The organism is Salinicola sp. CPA57, from assembly GCF_003206035.1.
GTDB lineage: Bacteria > Pseudomonadota > Gammaproteobacteria > Pseudomonadales > Halomonadaceae > Salinicola > Salinicola socius.
The window spans coordinates 100,998-125,657 of the sequence record NZ_PZJR01000005.1 but is presented as its reverse complement, the minus strand read 5'-3'; the positions used below and the strand labels follow the sequence as shown (position 1 = coordinate 125,657).

Here is a 24,660-nt window from a genome sequence, read left to right as displayed (position 1 = left end):
GTTAACGACGTGAATCATCGATGTGACCGGCGCTGGATGGGCGAACGACAATGGCAAGAAGCGCGAACGCGGCTAATCACATGGAAGAGCCCGCAAAGGCGAAACGCAGCCGGGGTGCCGGCAAAGCGGGTGACGGGGCCGAGCGTCACGAAACGATCTATCAGCAGATTCGTGAGGCGATCGTCGAACATCGCCTCAAGCCGGGGGCGCGTCTGCGCGAGGATGCGCTGGCGGACGTGTTCGATGTCAGTCGCACCGGCGTTCGCAAGATTCTTCAGCGCCTGGCACTGGAATACCTGGTGACGCTGACCCCCCGGCGTGGTGCCAGTGTCAGCCGGCCCAGCATCGAGGAGGCGCGAGACGTCTTCGCCGCGCGCCAGTTGGTCGAGTGCCAGTTGATGCCATGGGTGGCGCGGCGCCTCAAACCGGCGGACGCCAAGGCGTTGCGCGAGCTGGCATCGAGCGAACGTCAGGCCTTGCGGACCGGCGAACAGAGTCGTGCGATCCAGCTCTCGGCCCAGTTCCATCAACGCCTGGCCGAGCTTTCCGGCAACACCCCGCTGGCGGAGTTCATCGAACGGCTCTGCTCGCGGTCCTCGCTGATCCTGGCGGTGTATGGATCCTCCGGCCATCTGGGCTGTGAATCCCACGATCACGACGAGCTGATCACGCTGCTGGAAACCGGCAAGGAGGAGCGCGCGATCGCCTTCATGCAGCGTCACCTCAAGGCGATCGAGGCGTCGCTGTCGATTGAAGAAAGCACCGATGACGCGCCGGACTTGAGAGCCATCTTCGGTTAATGCTCCGGCTGGATTCGATTACTCGCCCCAGTCGGCGAAACGGCCCAAGAACGGCTTCGGCCGTGGAAAGGCGAGATCGCCATGCTTGCTGGTCCCCAGGCCCAGCGATACCAGCGATTCCGCCAGTTTCACCGCGGCGCTGACGCCTTCGATCACCGGCATGCCGAGGTCATGCGTCAACCGCTCGGTGAGATCGGCCATGCCGCCGCAGCCGAGCACGATGGCACCGATGCCATCTTCCGCCTTGGCCCGCAGGCACTCGTCGAGTAGCGCCTGATAAGCGTTGCCCGCCGGGTTTTCCAGCTCCAGCACCGGCAGGTCGGTGGCTCGTACGCGGCGGCAATGATGGCGGAACCCATACTGGTCGAGCAGATGCTCGGCGATGATCGCGGTGCGCGTGAGTGTGGTGACGACCGAGAAACGCGTGCTGATCAGCGTCGCCAGGTGAAAGCCCGCTTCGGCGATACCGATCACCGGCGCACGGGTCAGTTCACGGGCGGCGAGCAGACCGGGGTCGCCGAAGCAGGCGATGACATAGGCGTCCATGCCCATCGCCTCGCCACGGCGAACTTCTTCGAGCACGCCAACCGCGCCGATCGCCTCGTCGAAGTGGCTTTCGATCGACACCGGGCCGCTATCCGGCTGGCTGACGTGGATCTGCGTGCTCTCCGCGGCTACGTGGTTGGCACAGGCACCGATCTTGTCGGTCATGCTGGCGGTCGTATTGGGATTGATGACGTGGATCTGCATGGCATGGCACCTTGGCGATTCGAGCGAATCGCGATAGGGTTATTTTGTCCACAAAAATAGCCGATTTTGAATACAATATCGATGCCGCCGGTATCGATGTCATTGGCGTCGGTAGCGATAGGCTCGATGACGACCCTTGCGACGACGGCCATCTCGACAAAAGACAAAAAGGCGCTGCGCATGATCTCTCCAGACTATCCTCGCGACCTGATCGGCTACGGCCGTACGCCACCGCACGCCAACTGGCCGGGCGGGGCCCGCGTGGCGGTGCAGTTCGTGCTCAATTACGAAGAGGGCGGCGAGAACAGCGTTCTGCATGGCGATAGCCATTCCGAACAGTTTCTGTCCGAAATCGCCGGCGCCGACGCCTATCCCGACCGCCACCTGAGCATGGAGTCGATCTACGAATATGGCTCCCGGGCCGGGGTGTGGCGGGTATTGCGCGAATTCGAGCGCCGCGGCCTGCCGCTGACGATCTTCGGCGTGGCGATGGCGCTGCAGCGCAACCCGGAGGTGGCCCAGGCGTTCAAGGCGCTTGGCCACGAGATCGCCTGTCACGGCTATCGCTGGATCCATTATCAGAACGTGCCCGAAGCGGTCGAGCGCGAACATCTCGAGCGCGCGCTGGCGATCTTTCGGTCACTCTTTGGCGAGCTGCCGCTGGGCTGGTACACCGGTCGCGACAGTCCCAACACCCGGCGTCTGCTGCTCGACCAGGGCGGTTTCCTCTACGACAGCGACTACTACGGCGACGACCTGCCGTTCTGGATGTCGGCCGAGGACAGTCAGGGCCAGACGCATCAGCATCTTGTCGTCCCCTACACGCTGGATACCAACGACATGCGCTTCGCCTCGCCGACCGGTTTCGATCACGGCGAACCGTTTTTCCAGTACCTGCGCGATGCCTTCGACGTACTTTACGAAGAAGGCGCGGAGACGCCGAAGATGCTGTCGATCGGGCTGCACTGTCGGCTGATCGGGCGTCCCGGGCGCTTCCGGGCGTTGCAGCGCTTTCTCGATCATCTCGAAGCCCATGACCGGGTGTGGATAACCCGGCGTGTGGATATCGCCCGCCACTGGGCGACGGTGCACCCGGCCGCATAGCGGATCGATCGCTTCGCGCCAATCCAGAGACCGAATCTGGCGCCAATCGTGCTTCTTCATGGTGCGAACGAGAGGATTCGTGCCTCTGGTTCGATCATCGTCCCCTCTGCCCGAGTCGTCGAGAAGAGGCACTGGGCCCTTCGATCGTTGGCTAACCCCCTGAATCGTCGACGCTGAAACCCAGGTTGGCGCCAAGCTTGCTACGTAGCAGTGTGAAACAAACGTTTCTCACCCGGCAGAGAAGTCGCCAATCGTTTCTTTGCCGGCATAACGACGTACAAAGCTCCCCTCAGGAGGTATGGCATGTTCGCTTTCGCCAAGAATCGATTCTCGCGCCAGCTCGTGCTGGCACTCTGCTGCACCGTGGCCGCCGGCCTTGCCGCCCTGTCGGCACAGGCCAGCGATCTGGAAACCATCGAGCAGCGCGGCACGCTGCGTGTCGCGGTGCCGCAGGACTTCCCGCCGTTCGGCTCGGTCGGCACCGATCTGCAGCCACAGGGCTACGACATCGACATGGCGCATTACCTGGCCGACCAGATGGATGTCGACCTGAAACTGGTGACCGTCACCAGTGCGAATCGCATCCCGTTCCTGCAGACCGACAAGGTCGATCTGGTGATCTCGAGCCTGGGCAAGAACCCTGAGCGTGCCGCGGTGATCGACTTCACCGACGCCTACGCGCCGTTCTTCCTCGGCGTGTTCGGTACGCCAGAAGCGGAGGCGATCGACGATGCCTCGGGTCTCTCCGGCAAGACCATCGGCGTGACCCGTGGTTCGGTCGAGGACATGGAGCTTTCCGATCTGGCGCCGAGCGATACCACCATCCAGCGTTTCGAGGACAACGCGACCACGATCTCCGCGTTTCTTTCCGGCCAGGTCTCCTATATCGCCACCGGTAACGTGGTCGCGGCCCAGATCGCCGAGCGTAACGCCGAGCGGGCGCCGACCATGGTCTTCCAGATCAAGAACTCGCCCTGCTATATCGGTCTGGCGCAGGACAACGGTGCGTTGAAGGATCGCGTCAATGCGCTGATCGAGCAGGCCAAGCAGGATGGCACGCTGGAATCGATGTCGCAGAAGTGGTTCCACACCGCGCTGCCCGACGACCTTTCCTCCTGAGCGGGTGATCGTCCATGACGCTGGATTTCTCCACGCTGCTGCCATACACGGACGTGATCCTCGAAGGCCTGGTGACGACGCTGTGGCTCACCGTCGTCACCACCGCCGCCGGGATTGCGCTGGCGATTCTCGTCGCCTATGTCCGCGATGGTTCGCCGACCGGTACCAGAGCGGTCATCAGTCGCCTGCTGGGCGGCTACGTTGAAATCGTCCGCAACACGCCGTTCATCGTGCAGCTGTTCTTTCTCTATTTCGGTCTGCCGGCGCTGGGCGTGCCGATCAGCGCGACGGCCGCGGCGCTGCTGGCGATGATTCTGAATCTTGGCGCCTACACCGCCGAAATTCTGCGCGCAGGTATCGATTCGACGCTGAAAGGCCAGCATGAAGCCGCCCGCGCACTGGGGCTTTCGCGCCGGCAGAGCTTTCGCCACGTGGTGCTGGTGCCGGCGTTCTCGCGGGTTTATCCGTCGCTGATCAGCCAGTGCATCATCGTCATGCTGGGCTCGGCGGTGGTGTCCCAGATTTCGGTGTTCGATCTGACCTACGCCGCCAACTTCATCCAGTCCCGCAACTTCCGTGGCTTCGAAGTCTATCTGGTGGTGACGCTGATCTATCTGCTGCTGGCCGTGGGTCTGCGGCTGGCGTTCGAATTCGTCGGGCGACGACTGTTCGCGTTTCGCCAGGGAGGGTCGTCATGACCGATTTCACGCTGTGGGACATCGTTCGCAACCTGCTGCTGGCCGGGCGCTGGACCGTGGTGCTGTCGCTGATCGCCTTTACCGGAGGCGCGATCGTCGGGCTGCTACTGACCCTGCTGCGGATGGGCGGGTTGACGCCGATTCGCTGGCTGATTCGGCTCTATGTCGATGTGTTCCAGGGCACGCCGCTGCTGATGCAGCTGTTTTTGGCCTATTTCGGCGCCGCCGTGCTGGGCTTCGATGTTTCCGCCTGGACCGCGGCCAGCGTGGCGCTGACGCTGTTCACCAGCGCCTTCCTCTGCGACATCTGGCGGGGCTGCGTGGAAGCCGTCCCCAGCGGCCAGTGGCAGGCGTCCCGTGTGCTCGGGCTGAACTACCTGCAGTCGATGCGCCACGTCATTCTGCCCCAGGCGCTTCGACTCGCGGTGCCGCCGACCGTGGGTTTCTCGGTCCAGGTCATCAAGGGCACCGCGCTGGCCTCGGTGATCGGCTTCGTCGAACTGACCAAGGCCGGCACCATGCTCAACAATGCGGCGTTTGCCCCCTTCACCATCTTCGCGCTGGTGGCGCTCGGATACTTCATCCTCTGCTATCCGCTGTCGCGCTACGCCCGTCACCTGGAGAAAAAGCTCTATGGCGCTGGTATCCGTTAAAGACCTGCATAAATCCTTCGGTGAGCTGGAGGTGCTCAAGGGCATCGATCTGGAGATCGAGGCCGGCGAGGTGGTGTCGATCATCGGTCGCAGCGGCTCGGGCAAGAGCACGCTTTTGCGCTGCCTCAACCAGCTCGAGCGTCACGACTGGGGCACGATTCATCTGGCCGATCAGCGCCTCGACGGCGGGGCAATGTCGCCAGGCGAGCTGAGCCAGAACGTCGGCATGGTGTTCCAGAGCTTCAATCTGTTCCCGCACAAGACGGTGATCGAGAACGTGATGCTGGCACCGCTGGTGGTCAAGCAGACACCGCGAGACGAGGCACGCCGGATCGCCGAGCAGGTGCTCGACAAGGTGGGGATGCTGGAAAAGATCGACGCCTATCCGGCTCAGCTCTCCGGTGGCCAGCAGCAGCGCGTGGCGATTGCCCGTGCGCTGGCGATGAACCCCAAGGTGCTGCTGTGCGACGAGGTGACCTCGGCACTCGACCCCGAGCTGGTCGGCGAGGTGCTGCGGGTGCTCGAGGACCTGGCCCGGGAGGGGATGACGCTGATTCTGGTCACCCACGAGATGAAGTTCGCTCGTGACGTCAGTCACCGGGTGGTCTTCATGCACCAGGGGCGGATTCACGAGTCGGGCGATCCGCAGACGCTGTTCACGCGTCCCGAAACGCCGGAACTGAGCCAGTTCATCGCCTCCGTACTCTAGAGTGACCATGATCATGTCGGAAACGAGCCCACAGACGCATATCGGTCGTCGTCTGCAGCACCATTTCCCGGATCTGGGGCCGCAGGAGCGTCGGGTGGCGGATTTCATTCTGGCCCATCTCGAGGATCTGGCGGTCTACAGCGCGACCGATTTGTCGCGGCTGAGCGGGGTATCGAAGGCAACCGTGACCCGTCTTTTCAGGCGCCTGGGCTATGACGACTTCAAGGCGGTCAAGGCGCATGCGCGGCAACTGCGCCATTACGGTGTGCCGCTGGCGTCCCGATCCGATGCCCTGGACGACGGCGTCGAACGCTTCCGCCGGCACGCCGAGCGCGAGCAGGAGAATCTGCGTCAGTGTCTCGACGGGCTGACGCCGGTGCTGTTCGACGAGGTCGTCCGCGCGCTCGACAAGGCACCCGCCGTTGCCGTGATAGGCTATCGCAACAGCTATCCGGTGGCTCTGCACCTGCGCCAGCAGTTGCTGCAGGCGCGCGCCAATGTGCGTCTGCTGCCGGCGCCCAATCAGTCGCTGGCCGAGGAACTGGTCGAGCTCGAGCCCGGCGCGCTGGTCGTGCTGATCGGCTTTCGCCGTCGCCCCAGGCTGTTCGAGACGCTGGTGGAAGCGCTTGCCGCTCGTGAACAGCGGGTGCTGCTGATCGGCGACCCGACCACGGCCAAGTATGCGGATCGGGTCACCTGGCGGCTGGAGTGCGCCCTGGAAACGATCTCGGCGTTCGACAGCTATGCCAGCGCCATGAGCCTGGTCAGTCTGCTCGCCAACGCTATGCTGCATCGAAGACTGGCCCAGGGGAGGGCCAGGATCGGCGAAGTGGCCGAGCTGTATGAGGCGCTGGACGAACTGGCCCCTTAGCGTTACAAGGCCTGGAGACCTTCCCGTCAATGCTCCGCTGGAGAGGACGGAAGAGGGTTGCCCCCGAACAAGGAGAGAGCATGCCGCAGCGCAGCCACGACACGCCCGACAGAACCTACTACGCCCCCCACGGCGGTCTGCCGCCTCAGAGTCAGCTGATTCATGGCCGGGCGGTCTTCACCGAGGCCTATGCGGTGATTCCCAAGGGCGTGATGAGCGACATCGTCACCAGTTTCCTGCCGCATTGGGAAAAGACCCGGCTATGGGTGCTGTCGAGGCCGCTCTCCGGCTTCGCCGAGACCTTTTCCCAGTACATCATGGAAGTCTCGCCCGGTGGCGGCAGTGAGCGCCCGGAGCCGGATGCGGGCGCCGAGGGCGTGCTGTTCGTGGTCGAGGGCGAGATGACGCTGACCCTCGCGGGAGAAACGCACGAGATGGCACCGGGCGGCTACGCCTATCTGCCGCCGGGCTGCGATTGGCAGCTACGCAACAGGAGCGAGGCGCCGGTGCGCTTCCACTGGATTCGCAAGGCGTACGAATTCGTCGGTGGGCTGGAGGTGCCGAAGGCGTTCGTGACCAACGAGCAGACGATCGCGCCGACGCCCATGCCGGATACCGACGGGCGCTGGGCGACCACGCGCTTCGTCGATCCCGCAGACCTGCGCCACGACATGCACGTGACCATCGTCACCTTCCAGCCGGGCGGCGTGATCCCGTTCGACGAGACCCACGTGATGGAGCACGGCCTCTACGTGCTCGAGGGCCGTGCGGTCTATCATCTCAACCAGGATTGGGTAGAGGTCGAGGCCGGCGACTACATGTGGCTGCGTGCCTTCTGCCCGCAGTCCTGCTATGCCGCCGGTTCGACGCCGTTCCGCTATCTGCTCTACAAGGACGTCAACCGGCACATGAAGCTCAGCCTGTCCTGACGGCGATCAACGCTGTTCAGCCAAAGCGGGAAAGCCGATAGGGCTCAAGCGACGGCAGGTCGTCGCGGTAGGGCGGCGTGACGGACGCGGCGTGTTCGCCGGGGCCGGCCAGCTCGGCGATCAGCTCGGCGGTGATCGCCGACTGGGTCAGCCCCAGGTGGTGGTGGCCGAACGCCAGCAGCACGCGGCCGTCGCACACGCGATCGATGATCGGCAGCGAGTCCGGCAGCGACGGGCGAAAGCCCATCCACGGCGTCGCCCCCTCGGCGTCGAGATCGGCCTTGAACAGGCCCTGGCTCAGGCGATGCAACTGCCACGCTCGCCCCATATTGGGTGGTGCCTCCAGTCCCGCGAACTCCACGGTGCCAGCGAGCCTCAGGCCGGTTTCCATCGGCGTCATGATGAAGCGGCGCTCCAATGATGTGACCGCGAAGGGCAGGCGGTCGGACTCGCGGGGCAGCATCAGGTGATAGCCGCGCTCGGTATCCAGCGGCACGCGCTTGCCGGTGAGCTGGGCGGTCAGATCTGCCGAATGGGCGCCACAGGCGACGAGCACCTGCCCGGCCTCGCGTTCGCCGGCATGGGTCGTCACGGCGACGCCTTTCGCGGTCAACCGAGTCGACTGCACGGTTTCCTGCTCGAAACGAACGCCTTCGTGCCGGGCGGCTTCCACCAGCGTCGTGACCACCCGCCACGGATCCAGCACGTGGCCCGTGGCGGGAAAGAACAGCCCGCCCAGCAGCGCGTCCGAGAGCTGCGGCGCCGCGCGTTGGATCGCTTCCCTATCCCAAAGCTCGACCGGCACCTGTTGTTCTCGCATGCGCGACTCGAGCGCTTCGAGCTTCGAGTGCGACTCCGGCTTCTCGTAGACCAGCAGCGAGCCGTCGGCCTTCAGCAGGTGGCTGCTGTCGACCGATGCCAGCAGGCGTTGCCACGCCGCCAGACTGCGCTCGTTGAGGGCGCGGATACCGGCAACGCTTTGGCGAAAAGGCGCCGGGCGCAGGTTCAGCACCAGCCGGGTCAGCCACGGCAGCGCGCGGGGCAGGTATTTCCAGTCCAGCCGCAGCGGGCCCATCGGATCCATCAGCATGCCGGGCAGAGACCTGAGAATCGAGGCATCGGCGATCGGGAAGACCTGCTCCGTTGCCATGTGTCCGGCGTTACCGTAGGAAGCGCCACGTCCCGGCTCCTGTTTGTCCAGCACCAGCACGCGGTGACCCCGGCGCGCCAGTGCCAGGGCGCTGGTGACACCGACGAGACCGGCCCCGACAATGATGATGTCGGCATTGCTCTCTGTCTCGGGCGGAACAGGATGAGATGGGTCCGACATGCGCTACCTCACGACCAGATCGATGGGGGGCGGGCAGCGCTCACGCGCTGCGCAGACTCTTTTCCAGCACCGCCGCGATACCTTCCGCGGCGTCCTTGATGTGGGTTTCCAGCAACTGGCAGGTTCTGTCGACATCGCCCTGGCGGGCCAGCTCCAGAAGCTGGCGATGCTCGACTTCCGCCTTCTCGATCTCGCGGGTGTAGACCAGCTGCATGCGGATATAACGCCCGGACTTGGTATTCAACTGACCGATCATGGCCAGCGTCTCGGGCAGCCCGGAGGGCGCGTACAGGGCGTGATGAAACGCGAAGTTGTAGTCGCTCCAGTTGTCGATCTGGCTGCCGGAATCGAGCGCCGCATCATACTGACGGAGAATGCTCGCGGCGTGATCGAGATCCGCCGCCGTCAGATTGGGGATCGCGTGGCGCAGCACGTAGGTCTCGAGCAGTACGCGCAGATCGAAAAGCTCGCGAATCGCCGCCACCGAGAGCTCGGTGGTGAAAGCGCCACGATGGGCGTGAAATTCCACCAGTCCCTCGGATTCCAGGGTCAGCAGTGCCTCACGGACGGGGATTCTGCTGACCTCGTAATCCTTGGCCAGCGCATCCTGACGCAGCTGTGAGCCGCCCTTGAACTCGCCGCCGAGAATGCGTTCGCGCAGATCGTCCGCTACGTACTGGGCTCGGGTCTTGAAAGTCGCCATGAAGTCTCGTCGTGTCGCAGAATCTGGATATTGTATGCAATCCCTATGGCTCCCGCCGACTTTTCAGGCCCGTGCTTTCTTCAAGATCAGCGTTGCAAGATCGGTATGGCAAGATCGGTATGGCAAGACCGGTGTGGAAAGACCGGCGTTGCAAGACCGGCTCACGCCGCGTCGAGCTGCGCCGACCACTGCGCGTACCACTCTCGGAACAGCGCGTACTGGGTGTCGACGTAGCGGCGCTGCGCATCGCTCAGGACGTCGCTTTCGTTGAAGTGGCGTTCGTAGGCGCTGTCGCCGTTGAGCACCATCAGCTGCTTGTAGTAGAGCACCAGATCCACGCCTTCATCGAAGGAGGAAAGCACCGCCAGCGCGGACTCCAGCTCCTGGGCCAGGCGCCGGGCTTGGGGATCGCCCTTGGCGGCTTTCTGGCTCAGCGCGACCAGCTGCAGCACCTCCCGCGGCAGCGCATTGCCGACCCCGGTGATGGCGCCGGTGGCGTTGCAGTTGACGAAACCGTGGAATACCTGGGTATCGACACCCACCATCAGGCTGACCCCGTCATCCTGAGAGGTGATGTGCTCGGCCGCGTAGCGCAGGTCGTCTGCACCGCCGAACTCCTTGAACCCGATCAGGTTCGGGTGCTCGCGACGCAGCGCGAAGAACAGCTCGGCGCGGGTGGCAAAGCCGTAATAGGGGCTGTTGTAGATCACCGCCGGCAGCTCGGGGGCGGCTTTCAGAATCGCCGAGAAGTGCGCCTTCTGCGCCGCGGGCGCGGTACCGCGGGAGAGCACGCGAGGAATGACCATCAGCCCCTGGGCGCCGACCCTGGCCGCATGCGCGGCGTGGGAGACGGCTTCCTTCGAGTTGACCGCGCCGGTACCGACGATCACCGGCACGCCGGCGGCGACAAGTCGCGCCACGCCTTCCTGGCGCTCGGCCTCGCTCAGCAAGGGCCAGTCGCCCATCGAACCGCAGTAGACCACCGCGCGCATGCCGAGATCGACCAGCTCGCGACCCTTGGCGACCAGCGCGTCGTAGTCGGGCGTGCGGTCGGCGGTGCAGGGGGTCATCAGGGCGGGAATGCAGCCGGTAAAGATGGAGTCGTTCATGGTTGTCCTCTGGAATCCGTGAATGTCTTTCGGAATGGCTTTTCGGGAATGAACTTTCGGAAATGAACTTTCGGAAATGACTTATCGAACGGCTATGACGCGGTGATGCCCCAGGCAAACGGATCGCTTTCATCGATCAGCAAGTTGGCATCGGCGGTCATGCAGGCGCTGCCGGTAATGAACGGGCGCACCATGCCCTGCGCCTGGTCTTCCCATGCATAGCGTCCCTCGAAGCGACTGCCGGTGATGCTGGCCTGGACCCAGGTTTCGCCGGGCGCCAGCTTGCCGTCGGCGGCGAGACAGGCCAGCTTGGCGCTGGTGCCGGTGCCACAGGGGGAGCGGTCGTAGGCCTTGCCGGGGCAGAGCACGAAGTTGCGGCTATCGGCCGGGTTTTCCGTGCCAGCGTCGTCGGCGAACAGCTCGACATGATCGATATGGCCGCCGTTTTCACCGGTGATTGCCTGTGTGTCCAGGGCCTGGCGGATCGCCCAGGTAAAGGCCGTCAGCGCCTCCTCGTTGGCCAGGGTCACCGTCTGATCATGCTCGCCGACCAGAAAGAACCAGTTGCCGCCCCAGGCGATATCGCCATGCACCACGCCGTAGCCCGGCACCTCCACCGGCACGCGCTGGCGATAGCGATAGGCGGGTACGTTGCGCACCGTCACCGTGCCGTCCTGGTGCAGCGTGGCGCTGACCGGACCGACGGTGGTGTCGATCTTGTGTTCGCCGGGCTGGATCATCCCGAGATGATGCAGCGATGCGACCAGGCCGATCGTGCCGTGGCCGCACATGCCCAGATAGCCCGAGTTGTTGAAGAAGATCACGCCGCAGGTCGCGCCTGGCGTAACCGGTGCGCAGTAGAGCGCGCCGACCAGTACGTCATTGCCGCGTGGCTCCAGCAGGCAGGCGCGCCGCCAGTGATCGTGAGTGTCCCGCAGCGCGTCGCGCTTCTCGACCAGGGTGTCGCCCGGCAAGGTCGGAAAGCCGTCCATGACCAGGCGCGTCGGCTCTCCACCGGTGTGGGAATCGATGACGTGGATGCGCTTCATGCTGATTGTCCCCTGATCTGAGCGAACCTGCGAAACGTCCGGCGGGCGTCGAACGTGTGAATTTTCCAATATTGTAGATTTTATACAATCTTCGTGGCGCAATGTGAAGCCATACCGTGCGGCAACGGAAAAAGGAAAAAAGCCGGCGTCGAAGGCGCCGGCAAGAGGGAGAGAACGTCGAGATATTCAATGAGGCCATGAAGCGCTTGACGAGCTCGTGAAGCGTTCACGGAGAGCATGGTCTTGGAATCAAGACGCCACGGCCGCTGCGGCGGTGGCGCGGCGCATCGCCATCGAGTAGAAGGTCGCGCCGAGCGCGCCGCCGATGAAGACCGAGAAGTGGCCGAGATCGCCCAGCGGCAGGAAGTTGATCACGATGCCGATCAGCGATGCGGCGACCACCGCCTTCACCGCCGCCGGATTGAAGCCGTTGCGATACCAGTAGGGGCCGTCGGGATCGACGCTGAACAGGGCATCGACATCGATATGCCCGCGGCGGATGCGGTAGTAGTCCATGATCAGGATGCCGTAGAGCGGTCCGATGGCCGCCGCGAGAAGATCGACGGTGTAGTGGATGATCTCCGGATTGCTGAACAGGTTCCACGGGGTCAGGAAGATCGAGCCGACGGCGGCGATGAAGCCGCCGGTGCGAAAGCTGATCCTGCTCGGCGCCATGTTGGAGAAGTCGAACGCCGGGGCGACGAAGTTGGCGACGATGTTGATGCCGATCGTCGTCGTCACGAAGGTGGCGGCGCCCAGGACGGCGATAAAGGTGTTGTCGAGGCGCGAGACGGTCTCGATGGGGTCGTCGATCATTTCGCCGAAGACCGGAAGCGTCGCCGAGACCATCATCACCGTGGTCGCCGAGAACACCAGGAAGTTGACCGGCAGGCCCCAGAAGTTGCCGCGCTTGACGTCGTCGAAGGTGCGCGCGTAGCGGGTGAAGTCGCCGAAGTTGAGCGTCGGGCCGGCGAAGTAGCCGGCGACGATGGCGGCGGCGATCACCATCTGCCACAGCTGTTCGCCGGGGGAGAGCTGGATATCGCTCAGGGTGAAGCTGATGTTGGCCCAGCCCGCCTGCCACACCAGCCAGGCCGCCAGCGCGAACATCACCAGATAGACCGCCGGGCCGCTCCAGTCGATGAAGCGCCGGATCGAATCCATGCCGCGCCAGAATACGATCGCCTGCAGACACCACAGCAGCATGAAGCTGATCCAGCCCAGGTAGGAGAGCCCCAGGAAGCTGGGTCCGGCCAGCGATTCCATGCCGGGGAACAGCCGCAGGATCACGATGGTCAGGGCGTTGGAGGCGAGAAACGTCTGAATGCCGTACCACACCACCGCGATCAGACCGCGAATCATCGCCGGAATGTTGGCGCCCAGTACACCGAACGAGAGCCGACAGATCACCGGGAACGGCACTGCGGCTTTCTGACTCGGTCTGGCCATCAGGTTGGCGAAGATCTGCACGATGCAGATACCCACCAGTAGCGAAATCAGCACCTGCCAGCCCGCCAGGCCGAGCGCGAACAGGCTGGCGGCGACCACGTAGCCGCCGACGCTGTGGACGTCGGAGAGCCAGAAAGCGAGGATGTTGTACCAGTTCCAGTTCTGCGTGGTTGGCGCCAGGTCGGCGTTGTAGAGCCGATCGCTGTAGCCGGGAGGATGCTGCGACATGGCGTGTGCCCTCCGCGGGGCCGTCTTGTGATTGTGATTCCATTTTTTGTATACAAGATGCGTGCCATGTCTGCCATCCACGAATGGTAGAAGGTCGTCGTTGTGGTACCGGAATCCGTCGCGCGTGGATAATTAGGGCATTCATCAAGCGTCTGGATCGCGAGGGCCGGTGAAAACCAGGATCGATCGCGTGTCGCCGAAGCCCGTTTTCGATCTCTCATGAGGGCGGGAATTGCACGATGGGCGGGCAGAGCGACGACGCTCGCACGGTTGGGGTGCATGGTTGAACCCGAGTATCCGCGGGACGGAACGCGAGCCGTCGTGATGCCTGCGCTGAAACTCTTTTTTGTATACGATTAGGGCAAAATACGATGACAACAGGGACAAGAGGATATGGATCATGCTGGAACTCAAGGCTGAGACGCTGACTGCGGAAGCCTTCGCGCCCTTCGGCGACGTGATCGACGCCCGGACCAGTGGGTCATTCCCGATCAACAACGGTCACACCCAGCGCCATCATGACCTGGCCCGGATCGAGATCGTCGATACGCCATCGCGGCCGCTGATCAGCCTGTTTGTCAGCCAGCCGGTCACATTGCCGTTGGAACTGGAATTGCTCGAACGCCACCCGCTGGGCAGCCAGGCGTTCATGCCGCTGCACGAGGAGCGCTTCATCGTCGTGGTGGCGCCGCCGGGAGAGTCGATCGACCCTGCCGCCATTCGCGCCTTCGTGACCGACGGTCGCCAGGGCGTCAACTACCGCGCCGGTACCTGGCATGCGATTCATTCGGTGCTGGAAAGAGAGGGGGAATTTCTGGTCGTCGACCGCGGCGGCTTGGACAATCTCGACGAGCGACCGATGGCGATCCGGGTGTTGATGGCATGACGTAGAACGACAATGCCCCGCCAGAGCGGGGCATCGAAAGCGTCAGATGAAGCGATAGGCTCAGACCAATTTGCTGCCGCTGATCGCCGCAGCCGGATCTTCATCCAGCTCCATGCGCTCGCGTTCGTCGTCGATGATCTTGAGCGCCTGCTCCGGAGTCACTTTGGAGGCCGGCGTGACCAGGCTGACCACGATGCCGGCCACGAGCGCGACCAGCACCGCCGGAATGCTGGGGTTGCCCCAGAAGGCCGTCCAGCTGTCCACGTTGATCACTGCCAGCGACGTCGCTGACGCGGCGATCAGGGTGGCGATGGCCCCCTGCCAATTGTAGCGCGGCCAGAAACGCCCCAGTACGCCACACACGAACATGCCGGCCATGACGGTCGCGATCATGCTGGTGATATAGCTGATCACGTTGTTGGAGGTCAGCGCGAACAGCAGCGCCAGGCCGATGGTGGCGACCAGCGCCAGCCGCGACAGCCCGACGACCTTGCGGGCCGACGGGGTGTGACCGGTGAACAGCACGTAGACATCGCGCAGCAGAATGGAAACGCCAGCGATGGCATCCGAACTCGCGCTGGACATGGTCGCCGACAGCCCCGCGACCAGCAGCAGCAGGCCGAGCCACAGCGGCAGGATCTCGGTGGCCAGGAACGGGAAGGCGAAGTTGCTGTTGTCGAGACCGGGATTCAGCGCATGGGTCGCCATGCCGATGATCGCCGGAATGATCGAGAAGAACAGATAGAGAACGCCGGTGATGATGAACGACTTGCGCACCGAGCCGACCGAATTGCCGGAGTAGATCCGCTGGCGGTAGGAGGGCGTTGCCAGCACGCCGACGGCGATGACGGCGGCAAGGGAGATGGCCGGTACTACCCCGATCTTGTCGACACCCAGGAAGCTGGTGGAGGCGATGTCCATGTTGGTGCCGAGACCGGAAAAGCCACCGACCTCGACCAGCGCGATGATCGCCATCGCAATGAAGCCGACGAACAGGATCACTGCCTGCACGGTATCGGTCCAGATCACCGCCATGTAGCCGCCGATCACGCAGTAGATGCCGAAGCCCAGCGCCACCAGAATGCGAGCGGTGGTCAGATCGATACCCGCCATCCACGACAGATAGAGCCCGCCGCCGAGGATATGCGCGCCCAGCCAGCCGATACAGGCGATATAGATCAGCACGGCGACGATATTGCGCACCCAACGGTTGGCGCCGACGTAGTAGGAAAGCTCTTCGCTCATGGTCATGAAGCGGAAGCGGCGTACCGGCGCGAAGCACAACGCCAGCAGGATCACGCCGATGGAACCGCCGATACCGTAGAGCGCGCCGGCCCAGCCGTTGGCGTAGCCAAAACCGACGGCGCCCATGCTGGAACCGGTACCGACCATGGTTGCCACCGTGGTGCCGATGGTCAGAAAGATCGGGACGCTACGCCCGCCGAGCAGGAAATCGTCGCCGCTGCCGCGGCTGTTGCGAGAGACCCACCACCCGAGCGCGATCATGATGATCACGTAGGCGATGAAGGTCCCGAGGAAAACGTGACTGTTCATAACGACCTCTTATAATTGTCGTTCCGGTCGTTGCCGCGACCGGAGCAGTGTGGAATGTCATGGTCCATGGGGTTTTTCACTGCGGTCGCGCCCTTGCCGGGGCGCGGCCACCTTTCTTGCTGTTACGCCAACTTATCGTCCAAGACTTCGATGCTTGATCATCGAAGCCTCGGCCAGCGCCAGAACAAATCGGATAAATAGCCGAGCGGAATGCAGCGCGAGGCGCACGGCACACAGGGAGCGAGACATAACTGGGGGTTAGGCGAGTTCCCGAGTACCGTGCAACAAAGCGATGCGTCCGTGCAGGCATTTATCAAACGCGATCGGCGCGATAGCACTTAATGTCCACTTCCACCTTGCAGTCGACGACGAGATCCTGAACGCTGCAGATCCGCGCCGGCGGGTGATCGCCGAACACTTCCTTGAACACCTTGTTGAACGAGCTGAAATAGCGCGCGTCGGTGAGCACGGCAGTGACGTGGACGACGTCCTCGACGCCGTAGCCGGCTTCCTCGGCGATGGCCAGGCAGTTGGCGAACGCCAGTCGCGACTGTTCGATGATACTGCCCTCGACGACTTCGCCGTCGGTCATCGGCGTCTGGCCGGAGACGAACAGCCAGCCGGCCGCTTCGGTGGCGCGGGCGAAGGGCAGTTTCTGACCGCCGGTGCCGACGCCGCCCTCGATGCCATAACGTTTGATGCTCATACGGTTTTCTCCTGGGTTGTTTCGATGATCGGGTGGGTAACGCGAGTGAAAATCATGATGCGGTGCGGGAAGGCCGAGCGGACAACCGGACCTGACGTCGCAGCAGGCGTCCGGCCCGATGTTCACTGGCCTCGCCCTGGCGATAGCTGACCACGCCGTTGACGACGACCAGCTCGATGCCGCTCGCCTTGGCGATCGGCGCAGTGTAGGTCGCGGTGTCCTCGAGGGCGTCGAGATCGAACAGCACCAGATCGGCGAAGGCGCCGACGCGGATCTCGCCGCGGTCGGTGAGGCCGAAGTTGGCGGCGGAAAGCCCGGTCATCTTGCGCACCGCTTCGGTCAGCGGCAGCAGTTGCAGGTCGCGACTGTAATGCGCGAGCACCCTCGGGAAGGCGCCCCACAGCCGCGGATGCGGATGCGGGTCGTTGGGCAGGCCGTCGGAGCCGACCATCGACAACGGATGCGACAGCACCTGACGCATGTCCGCCTCGCTCATGTTGTGATAGACGGCACCGGCCGGCTGCAGGCGCCGGGCGGCGTCCATCAGCGACAGCTCCCACTGTTCGGCGATCGCCTTCAGTGGCTGGCGCGCCATTTCCGGGTGCGGGTCGGACCAGGTGATGAAGATGTCGATCTCGTCGGTGACCTGGCCCAGATCCAGCGTCGAGGAGCCGGCGGTGTACGGGTAGCAGTCGCAGTGCACGCCGTGGGAGCGCGCGGCGTCGTCGAGCTTGGCCAGCGCCCTGGGCGCGTTGCCCCAGTTGCCGGCGCCGGCGCATTTCAGGTGCGAGATCACCAGCGGCGCCTGACCGTGCCTGGCGGTGGCGAAGGCTTCGTCCATCGCCTCGGGGAGGCCGGCGAACTCGTCGCGCAGATGGGTGGTATAGACGCCACCGGCGCGGCCGACGGCCGCGACCAGCGTGTTCATCTCGGCGGTGGGGGCGTGATAGGCGTTGCGGTAGGCGAGCCCGGAGCTCATGCCGACGGCGCCCTCGGCCAGCGCGATTTCCAGCTGTTCGCGCATGGCGGCAATTTCACTGTCGCTGGCGGCCCGGTCGAAACGATCCATGACCTGGCTGCGCAGGCTGGTGTGGCCGATCAGCGCCGCCACGTTGACGCTCGGCTGTGCCTTGGCGATCGCCTCGGCATAGGCGGCAAACGTCGGATAGCGGAAGTCTTCCGCGCGGCCAAGCAGGTTCATCGGGTCCGGCACCTCGTCGGCCAGCTTCACCGGGCTGGCGCTGATGCCGCAGTTGCCGACCACCACGGTGGTGACGCCCTGGGACAGCTTGGGCAGCATTTGGGGAGTGCGGATGACGTTGGTGTCGTCATGGGTGTGCACGTCGATGAAGCCAGGGGTGAGAATCAGCCCCTCGGCATCGATGACTTTTTCCGCCTCCTCGTCGTCCAGATCACCGATGGCGACGATCCGGTCGCCGTCGATCGCGATGTCGGCGGTGAAAGGCTCGCGTCCGCTGCCGTCGATGATGCTGGCGCGGCGAATCAACAAATCGTGAGGCATGGAGGCTCCCGGGTTCTCAATCCCCCAGCGGCTGGCGATTGTCGCCGCCGCGGTGGGCATCGAGGGTGATCTTGAGTCGTCGCAGCTTGTCGCGAGTGCGCGCGCGATGGCGTAGCGCCAGGCCAAGCGCCAGCATGTCGATGGCGGCCATCATGGCGTAGCGCGACGACGACGGAAAATAGATGTAGTCGGTCTCTCGAGCCGCCAACGGCAACGTGATAGTGGCGACCTTGGCCAGCGGCGAACCGGCCGCGGTGATGGCCAGTACCCGAGCACCGTACTGGCGTGCCAGCTCGGCGGCATCATTGATCTCCGGCGTGTAGCCGGTGACCGAAAGCGCCACCACGACGTCGTCGGGTTCCAGGGTCGAGGCGACCATGCGCGGCAAGAGCGCTTGCGTATAGGCGCTGATCGCATAACCGAGACGAACCAGCCGGAACTGCATCTCCTGCGCCATCACCGTCGAGCCGCCGCCAGCGCCGAACACCAGAATCTGGCGGGCGTCGTCGAGCATCGCCACCGCGCCCTCGACGTCCGCCTGCTCCATCAGCGTGCGATTGAGCGCCAGGGTCTGGGCGGCGGTGTCGTAGATCACCCCCAGGCCGTCGTCCTCGCTGGCTTCCTGGATGAAACGGCGACCGGCAGCCAGCGCCCGGGTCAGGCGCGTCTTCAGATCGCGCACGTTGCGGCACGCCACCGCCCGGGCAAAGCGGGTCACCGTGGCATCGCTCACCTCGGCGCGCCTGGCAATCTCGCCGATGCTCGCCTCGGCGACGAAGTCGATATCGTCGAAGATCAGATTGGCGACCTTCTTCTCCGCCTCGCGCAGACTGGGCAGGCAAGCGGTGATATGCGACAGGATGTCGATTTCCTGGCTCACACTTCATTCCTTGGCATGACTTAAAACGGGATTCGAACTTGCCTGGTACTTTCTAACCTAGAATTTATTTTTATGAAAGTTGTTATCTCTCCGCGGGCGAGACTTTCCGCCCAAGGTATGAAACCTGCGACTTGCCGGTTAACTTCCCAGAGCTCCCGTAGATGTCGTTCAGTTCAGAATGAAGAGGTCTTGAGAAAGGCCTGCAGGCGGGGCGACTCCGGGTGCATGAACAATCTCTCGGGCGGGCCCTGCTCGGCGATCCGGCCATCCTCCATGAACACGACCTTGTCGGAGACATCCCGAGCAAAGCGCATTTCATGCGTGACCAGCACCATGGTCATACCTTCCTGGGCAAGCGACCGAATCGTCTCCAACACCTCGCCGACGCGCTCCGGGTCGAGCGCAGAAGTGGCCTCGTCGAACAGCATCACCTTGGGATTCATGGCAATGGCGCGCGCGATCGCGACGCGCTGCTGCTGGCCGCCGGAGAGTTGCGAGGGTCGGTAATCCCGACGTTCGAGCATGCCGACTCGCTCCAGCCAATGATCCCCGAGCTCGATCGCCTGGTTTTTTGGCATGCCCCGCACCTTGGTCAGTCCGAGCGTGACGTTGTCCAGCGCGCTCATGTGCGGGAACAGGTTGAACGACTGAAAGACCATGCCGGTCATTGCCCGTTGACGCGCGATTTCATGCTCGCCCACCCGTGCCCGTTGGCCACGCCGCGTGTGATAGCCGATCGCTTCGCCACCGATCAGTACCTCGCCCTGATGGAACTCTTCGAGCAGATTGAGGCATCGCAGCAGGGTGGTCTTGCCCGAACCGCTGGCGCCGATGACCGAGACGACCTCGCCCTCTGCGACCGTAAAGTCGATGCCCTTGAGCACTTCGAGCTCGCCGAATCGTTTGTGTAGCGCGCGCACTTCCACGATGGGGGTCATACTATTCTCCGGGTGGGCTGTTCGAGACGCCGACCAATGAAACGCCCGACCTGCTCGATGGCGAAGTCGATCAGGAAATAGATCACACCGGCCAGCAGGTAGAACTGCATGTTGAGAAAATTGTTGCTGATGATCTGCTGGGTGGTCAGCAGTAGTTCGGCGACGCCAATGACCGACAGCAGCGTCGACGCCTTGACCATCTCCACCGCAGCAGTGATCCATGTCGGTAGGGCATAGCGCAGCGCCTGGGGAAACAGGATGTAGCGGAAGATGCCGCCGAAGGTGAGGCCAATGGCGCGTCCGGCCTCGATTTGACCGCGCGACAGGGATTGCAGTGCGCCACGCAGGATTTCTCCGACGTGGGAGGCGCAGAACAGAGTGAGCGCCAGCGCGCCGGCCTGGAAGGCGGTAAGGTTGAAGCCCACGGCGGAAGAGACGTAGAAGGTCGCCAGCACCAGAACCAGCACGGGCGTACCGCGGATGATGTCGATATAGAGCCGGGCCGGCCATCGCAGTGGCTTGTTGCCATAGGTGACGGCAATGCCGATCACGATGCCGAGCACGGTTCCGGCCAGAATGGCGATCAGCGATACCGCGAAGGTGATCGCCGTTCCGTGCAGCAGCGCGTCACGGTTGTTCACGACCTCGTTGAAGAAGTAGCTCCAGTCCATGTCAGGTTTTCTCCAGCACGAGCCGTTTTTCCATGGCTCTCAGCACGAGCGTGATGGCATAGCAGCAAACGATGTAGAGAAGCGACGCGACGAGCCAGACTTCGATGACCCGAAAGGTTTCGGAGTTGATCTTGCGGGCATAGAACGTCAGCTCGGGAACCGCGATGGTGGCCGCCAGCGAGGTGTCCTTGAACAGCGAGATGAAGTTGTTGCCGAACGCCGGCAAGGCATTGCGAAACATGATCGGCAGCACGATGTAGCGCTTGATTCGGAATGACGTCAGACCGATCGCCTGTCCGGCTTCGATCAATCCCTGGGGAACGCTCAGCAGGCCTCCCCGGAAGACCTCGGCCATATAGGCACTGGCGTAAAGCGACAGGGCCACGATGAAGCTGGTGATCTTGTCCAGCGACAGCCCCAACTGCGGCATGCCGAAGAACAGAAACAGCACGATCACCAGGATCGGCAAATTGCGCAGGATCGAGATCCAGGTGAAGGCCAGGCTGCGAAGCCATCGATTCGACGCACGACTGGCGAAGGCGACCACCAGTCCGAGCGCGGAGCCAATCGCGATCGACACCAGTGCCAGCAGCAGACCAAGACCGATGCCACTCAGCAGTATCGGCCACTGATCGAAAATGGGGGCGAAATTGAAGTGATAGTTCATGAGCGTTCGTCTGCCTGGTCGAGCGGTTTGGCAGGGCGCTGCCGAACCCTATGAGTTCGGCAGCGCCAAAACCGGGATTTAACGCATTTCGGCAGGGAAGCCGGTTTTCGGTGCCGGGGGACGCTCGCCGAACCATTGTTCGAAGGCATCGGAATAGCGCTGGAATTCGACGCCGTACATGGCTTCTTCGAGGGTGGTGTTGACGAAATTCAACCAGCGCTGATCGTCGGGCGACACGGCGCAGGCATAGGATTGCGGATTCCAGCTGTAGCCGGCATCGACGTAGCGATCACCGTTATTCTTCATGTACCACTTCAAGGTCGAAAGGTCGGTCGCGACCGCTGCGGCACGATGGGAGTTGAGGGCCTGATAGATCAGATTCTGGCTTTCATACTGGTCGACCTCGGCTTCCGGCAGTGCCTGATGGACCATCTCCTCGGCATAGACGTTCTGCAGCACGGCAACCGTGATGTCGCTGCCGGCCGACTTGAGCGCGTCGTAATCGCCGTAGTCGCCGCCCTTGAGCATCAGCAGGCCGACGCCCTCGCGATAGTAGGGCACGGTGAAAGCGACCTGTTGCGCACGTGCCGCCGTGACAGTCATCCCTTGGCAGGAGATGTCGACCTTGTTCGTCAGCAGGTTGGGAATTCGGGCATCCGAAGACTGGTTGACGAAACGGACTTTACTGGGATCGTTGAACAGACCTTGAGCCAGAATGTGGCCGATGTCGGCATCGAACCCGACGGTCTGGCCATTGTCGGTGAAGTGCCAGGGTGGATTCGAACTACCGGTACCGACGACCAGTTCGCCACGGTCCAGCACCGTTTGCAGGGTGTCCGCCTGGGCGTGGGTAGCGGCAAGTGAGGGGATGAGGGCGACCGCCGCAACGGCGCTCAGCGCTTTGAGGATCGTTTTCATGGGAGTGGGCTCGTATTGTTGCTGTTGTTTGTCCGGTATATCGGATTGTTGTCCGATTTATCGGATGAATTTATACTGCACCTATTCACCGGCTCTGCGCAAGGGTGTCATTCAGCGGCACCTAACCGGGTAGATCGGACCCGTAGCACTATCAATGAGGTGATATGAGCGATTCCAGCACCAGGTCTTCCAGCACCACCACATCTTCCAGCGCCGCGGCGCCCCGCGCCCGCGGGGTCGATCGCGTTATCGCCCTGTGCGAACAGCTACATCTGCACCGTCAGCCGATGACGCCGAAGGCGTTGATGGAGGCGACGGGCGCGCCCCGCTCCAGCGTTTACGAGCTGATCAACCTGCTCAGTGAAGCGGGGTGGTTGGAGACGGAGAGTGACGGACGGGTCTTTTTCGGCCGGGCGATGCACTATTTCGGACTCGACTACGCGGATCACAACGACCTGCTGAAGCGTGCGAGACCGGTCATGCGTGAGCTGTCGGCGCGCTACGACGAGACTACCCAGCTGTGCATGCTGGATGGCGACAAGTACACCGTGATGCTCAACGAAAACGGTGCCAGACCGTTTCGCATCAGCTCCGAAGTCGGGGTCAAGGTGCCGATCCCGTGGACGGCATCCGGGCGCGTCCTGCTGGGTGGCATGAGCAGGGAAACCATGCTGGGACTGGTACCGGATGAGGACTTCATGCTCCCCGACGGCGAGCGAATCGATATCGACGGTTTCATTGCGGAGATCGAACTGACGCAACAGCGTGGTTATGCGCTCACCGAAGGTCTGGTCGACAGCTTCGCCTGCTGTATGGCCGTGCCGATCCACGAAGGTGCCGACCGAGCCCGGGCCACGCTCTGCTTCACGATCGGTCGTGATGCCGATGAATCGCGGCGCGAAACTCTGATCGGCGCGCTGCGCGAAGCGTCCTTCATGCTCTCCAACACAGACTGAGCCTGCCGAGACCCCTATCCGGAGAAAGACAATGAACAATATGACTGCTTCAGGAAACGCATCGGCGGCCGTGGAAAAAGGCACGCCGCTCTCGACCCCCGCCAATCTGCTGACGGACGTCCCGCTGCCGGCGGCGGCGATCTTCGAGGCGCCACTGACCCACAACCTGGCCTGGATGCAACGGTTCGCGGACGATCACGGCGCCAAGCTCGCGCCTCACGGCAAGACCACCATGGCACCCAAGCTGTTCAAACGTCAGATCGAAGCGGGGGCCTGGGGTATCACCCTGGCGACGGCGGTGCAGACGGTGGCGGCGCGTGCTCACGGCGTCGACCGGGTGCTGATGGTCAATCAGTTGGTCGGACGGCCGAACATGGCGCTGATCGCCGATGCCATCGCCGCCGGGCTGGAGTACTACTGCGTGGTCGACGGGATCGAGAACGTTCGCGACCTGGGGGCATTCTTTGCCGCACGAGGTCTCACGCTCAATGTGCTGATCGAGTTGGGTATCGACGGCGGCCGCTGCGGCTGCCGTACTGCCTCGCAGGTCGACGCCCTGGTAGCCGCCATCGCCGAGCAGCCGGCACTGGCGCTGGTGGGTATCGAAGGGTACGAAGGCATGATTGGCGGCGGTGACGAGGTCGCGGCCGTGCGCGCCTACGGTGAGCGGCTGGTCGACACCGTTCGCACGTTGCAGGCCAGCGGTGTGCTCAAACGCCAGGCGCCGATCGTTACCGCTTCCGGTTCCAAATGGTTCGACCTGATCGCCGAGGCGTTTGACCTAGCAGAACTGCGCGAACACTACACGCCGGTGCTGCGACCGGGCTGCTACGTGGTGCACGATCACAAGCTCTATGCCGGCGCGATGGACCAGATCAAGGCCCGCGACCCGAACCTCGAGGGCGCGTTGCAGCCTGCACTCGAGGTGTTCGCTCACGTGCAGTCGCTGCCGGAGCCGAGGTTGGCGATCATCGCCCTGGGCAAGCGCGATATCGGCCACGAGCCGGACCTGCCGTTGCCGCTAAGGCTTTATCCCGCAAGCGCCACCTCCGGTGCGGCTTCGAGCGCGCCTGTCGCGGCCGTGGATGTCAGTGCCTGGCGAACGACACACATCATGGATCAGCACGTCTTTCTGCAGATTCCCGAGAACGCCGAGATCGCCGTTGGCGACGTGATTGCCTTTGGCACATCGCACCCCTGCCTGACGTTCGACAAGTGGCGGCGGATGCTGCTTGTGGACGATACGCTGGACGTTCGAGACATCCTCGAAACCCACTTCTGATGGCGTAGACGTGCGGGTTGTTAAAAAAGTGGAAATAGTTTCCATAAATATTGACGTTCGGCCGCTGCTCGCTTAACTTGGCGATCTCGAGCAGGCGGCAACGGACAGGTTCCGTTGTCGCCTGCCGACAGTTTCCAGGATGAGGCGCGCGACGAATCTCGCGGTTCATCCCCCGAGCG

Annotated in this window: 26 protein-coding genes; 11 read left to right on the top strand and 15 right to left on the bottom strand. The window is 63.3% G+C overall.

The window, feature by feature from the left end; all coding sequences use genetic code 11:
* The first annotated feature begins 80 nt into the window (after positions 1-80).
* Positions 81-800, top strand: coding sequence for a GntR family transcriptional regulator (locus tag DOM36_RS07070; protein ID WP_110642178.1), 720 nt, complete (start codon positions 81-83; stop codon positions 798-800).
* A gap of 18 nt (positions 801-818) precedes the next feature.
* Here DOM36_RS07070 and DOM36_RS07065 read toward each other — a convergent pair whose 3' ends face one another.
* Together DOM36_RS07065 and DOM36_RS20020 are read right to left on the bottom strand one after the other, a co-directional pair.
* Positions 819-1,550, bottom strand: coding sequence for an aspartate/glutamate racemase family protein (locus DOM36_RS07065; RefSeq protein ID WP_075569367.1), 732 nt, complete (start codon positions 1,548-1,550; stop codon positions 819-821).
* Positions 1,508-1,732, bottom strand: a complete 225-nt coding sequence (locus DOM36_RS20020) for a hypothetical protein (protein ID WP_157958584.1) — start codon at positions 1,730-1,732, stop codon at positions 1,508-1,510. The genes DOM36_RS07065 and DOM36_RS20020 overlap by 43 nt, the downstream gene beginning before the upstream one ends.
* Here DOM36_RS20020 and puuE point away from each other — a divergent pair.
* The 7 genes from puuE to DOM36_RS07030 all read left to right on the top strand — a co-directional run bounded on the left by puuE (position 1,731) and on the right by DOM36_RS07030 (position 7,633).
* Positions 1,731-2,654 (top strand): allantoinase PuuE, encoded by a 924-nt coding sequence (gene puuE / locus DOM36_RS07060; RefSeq protein WP_075569471.1) that lies wholly within the window; start codon positions 1,731-1,733, stop codon positions 2,652-2,654. The two genes, DOM36_RS20020 and puuE, sit on opposite strands and share 2 nt — an antisense overlap.
* A 303-nt stretch (positions 2,655-2,957) precedes the next feature.
* Complete coding sequence (locus DOM36_RS07055; RefSeq protein ID WP_110642176.1) at positions 2,958-3,773, top strand: transporter substrate-binding domain-containing protein; 816 nt, start codon at positions 2,958-2,960, stop codon at positions 3,771-3,773.
* A gap of 14 nt (positions 3,774-3,787) precedes the next feature.
* The gene (locus DOM36_RS07050) at positions 3,788-4,471 is read left to right on the top strand and encodes an amino acid ABC transporter permease (RefSeq protein ID WP_075569365.1); all 684 of its coding nucleotides are present in this window, start codon (positions 3,788-3,790) and stop codon (positions 4,469-4,471) included.
* Entirely contained in the window at positions 4,468-5,124 is a 657-nt protein-coding gene (locus DOM36_RS07045) for an amino acid ABC transporter permease (RefSeq protein WP_075569364.1), read from the top strand. The genes DOM36_RS07050 and DOM36_RS07045 overlap by 4 nt, the downstream gene beginning before the upstream one ends.
* On the top strand, positions 5,105-5,833 hold the full coding sequence (locus tag DOM36_RS07040; RefSeq protein ID WP_075569363.1) for an amino acid ABC transporter ATP-binding protein: 729 nt from the start codon (positions 5,105-5,107) through the stop codon (positions 5,831-5,833). Before DOM36_RS07045 ends, DOM36_RS07040 begins: the two co-directional genes overlap by 20 nt.
* Before the next feature lie 13 nt (positions 5,834-5,846).
* On the top strand, positions 5,847-6,704 hold the full coding sequence (locus DOM36_RS07035) for a MurR/RpiR family transcriptional regulator (RefSeq protein ID WP_232823759.1): 858 nt from the start codon (positions 5,847-5,849) through the stop codon (positions 6,702-6,704).
* An 80-nt stretch (positions 6,705-6,784) separates the two neighbouring features.
* Positions 6,785-7,633 (top strand): bifunctional allantoicase/(S)-ureidoglycine aminohydrolase, encoded by an 849-nt coding sequence (locus DOM36_RS07030; RefSeq protein WP_110642172.1) that lies wholly within the window; start codon positions 6,785-6,787, stop codon positions 7,631-7,633.
* 16 nt (positions 7,634-7,649) lie between these two features.
* Here the strand turns inward: DOM36_RS07030 and DOM36_RS07025 are convergent, their stop codons facing one another.
* The 5 genes from DOM36_RS07025 to DOM36_RS07005 form a co-directional block, all read right to left on the bottom strand.
* The gene (locus DOM36_RS07025) at positions 7,650-8,963 is read right to left on the bottom strand and encodes an FAD-dependent oxidoreductase (RefSeq protein ID WP_110642170.1); all 1,314 of its coding nucleotides are present in this window, start codon (positions 8,961-8,963) and stop codon (positions 7,650-7,652) included.
* A gap of 40 nt (positions 8,964-9,003) precedes the next feature.
* The gene (locus DOM36_RS07020; RefSeq protein WP_075569359.1) at positions 9,004-9,666 is read right to left on the bottom strand and encodes a GntR family transcriptional regulator; all 663 of its coding nucleotides are present in this window, start codon (positions 9,664-9,666) and stop codon (positions 9,004-9,006) included.
* Positions 9,667-9,827: 161 nt separating this feature from the next.
* Positions 9,828-10,775: a dihydrodipicolinate synthase family protein gene (locus DOM36_RS07015; protein WP_075569358.1), complete on the bottom strand. Its 948-nt coding sequence runs from the start codon at positions 10,773-10,775 to the stop codon at positions 9,828-9,830.
* A 92-nt stretch (positions 10,776-10,867) separates the two neighbouring features.
* A complete protein-coding gene (locus DOM36_RS07010) occupies positions 10,868-11,824 on the bottom strand; it encodes a 4-hydroxyproline epimerase (RefSeq protein ID WP_110642168.1) in 957 nt (318 codons plus the stop codon).
* 249 nt (positions 11,825-12,073) lie between these two features.
* Complete coding sequence (locus tag DOM36_RS07005; protein ID WP_075569356.1) at positions 12,074-13,501, bottom strand: NCS1 family nucleobase:cation symporter-1; 1,428 nt, start codon at positions 13,499-13,501, stop codon at positions 12,074-12,076.
* A gap of 400 nt (positions 13,502-13,901) precedes the next feature.
* On the opposite strand from DOM36_RS07005, the gene DOM36_RS07000 reads away from it, so the two are divergent.
* A complete protein-coding gene (locus tag DOM36_RS07000; RefSeq protein ID WP_110642166.1) occupies positions 13,902-14,387 on the top strand; it encodes an ureidoglycolate lyase in 486 nt (161 codons plus the stop codon).
* Positions 14,388-14,447: 60 nt separating this feature from the next.
* Here DOM36_RS07000 and DOM36_RS06995 read toward each other — a convergent pair whose 3' ends face one another.
* The 8 genes from DOM36_RS06995 to DOM36_RS06960 all read right to left on the bottom strand — a co-directional run bounded on the left by DOM36_RS06995 (position 14,448) and on the right by DOM36_RS06960 (position 22,243).
* Positions 14,448-15,941 (bottom strand): sodium:solute symporter family protein, encoded by a 1,494-nt coding sequence (locus tag DOM36_RS06995; protein WP_110642164.1) that lies wholly within the window; start codon positions 15,939-15,941, stop codon positions 14,448-14,450.
* Positions 15,942-16,254: 313 nt separating this feature from the next.
* A complete protein-coding gene (locus DOM36_RS06990; protein WP_110642162.1) occupies positions 16,255-16,647 on the bottom strand; it encodes a RidA family protein in 393 nt (130 codons plus the stop codon).
* Positions 16,648-16,699: 52 nt separating this feature from the next.
* On the bottom strand, positions 16,700-18,169 hold the full coding sequence (locus DOM36_RS06985; RefSeq protein ID WP_110642160.1) for a D-aminoacylase: 1,470 nt from the start codon (positions 18,167-18,169) through the stop codon (positions 16,700-16,702).
* A 16-nt stretch (positions 18,170-18,185) separates the two neighbouring features.
* Positions 18,186-19,049 carry a MurR/RpiR family transcriptional regulator gene (locus DOM36_RS06980; RefSeq protein WP_110642158.1) on the bottom strand — a complete coding sequence of 288 codons (864 nt, stop codon included), beginning with the start codon at positions 19,047-19,049 and terminating at the stop codon, positions 18,186-18,188.
* A gap of 173 nt (positions 19,050-19,222) precedes the next feature.
* Positions 19,223-19,987 carry an amino acid ABC transporter ATP-binding protein gene (locus DOM36_RS06975; RefSeq protein WP_075560921.1) on the bottom strand — a complete coding sequence of 255 codons (765 nt, stop codon included), beginning with the start codon at positions 19,985-19,987 and terminating at the stop codon, positions 19,223-19,225.
* Positions 19,984-20,658, bottom strand: coding sequence for an amino acid ABC transporter permease (locus DOM36_RS06970; RefSeq protein WP_110642156.1), 675 nt, complete (start codon positions 20,656-20,658; stop codon positions 19,984-19,986). The genes DOM36_RS06975 and DOM36_RS06970 overlap by 4 nt, the downstream gene beginning before the upstream one ends.
* 1 nt (position 20,659) lies before the next feature.
* The gene (locus DOM36_RS06965) at positions 20,660-21,325 is read right to left on the bottom strand and encodes an amino acid ABC transporter permease (protein WP_110642154.1); all 666 of its coding nucleotides are present in this window, start codon (positions 21,323-21,325) and stop codon (positions 20,660-20,662) included.
* A gap of 78 nt (positions 21,326-21,403) precedes the next feature.
* Entirely contained in the window at positions 21,404-22,243 is an 840-nt protein-coding gene (locus tag DOM36_RS06960; protein ID WP_110642152.1) for a transporter substrate-binding domain-containing protein, read from the bottom strand.
* A gap of 164 nt (positions 22,244-22,407) precedes the next feature.
* Between DOM36_RS06960 and DOM36_RS06955 the strand changes: the two genes are divergently transcribed.
* Entirely contained in the window at positions 22,408-23,199 is a 792-nt protein-coding gene (locus tag DOM36_RS06955; protein ID WP_110642150.1) for an IclR family transcriptional regulator, read from the top strand.
* A 31-nt stretch (positions 23,200-23,230) separates the two neighbouring features.
* Positions 23,231-24,481, top strand: coding sequence for an amino acid deaminase (locus DOM36_RS06950; protein ID WP_348626387.1), 1,251 nt, complete (start codon positions 23,231-23,233; stop codon positions 24,479-24,481).
* Positions 24,482-24,660: the final 179 nt, after the last annotated feature.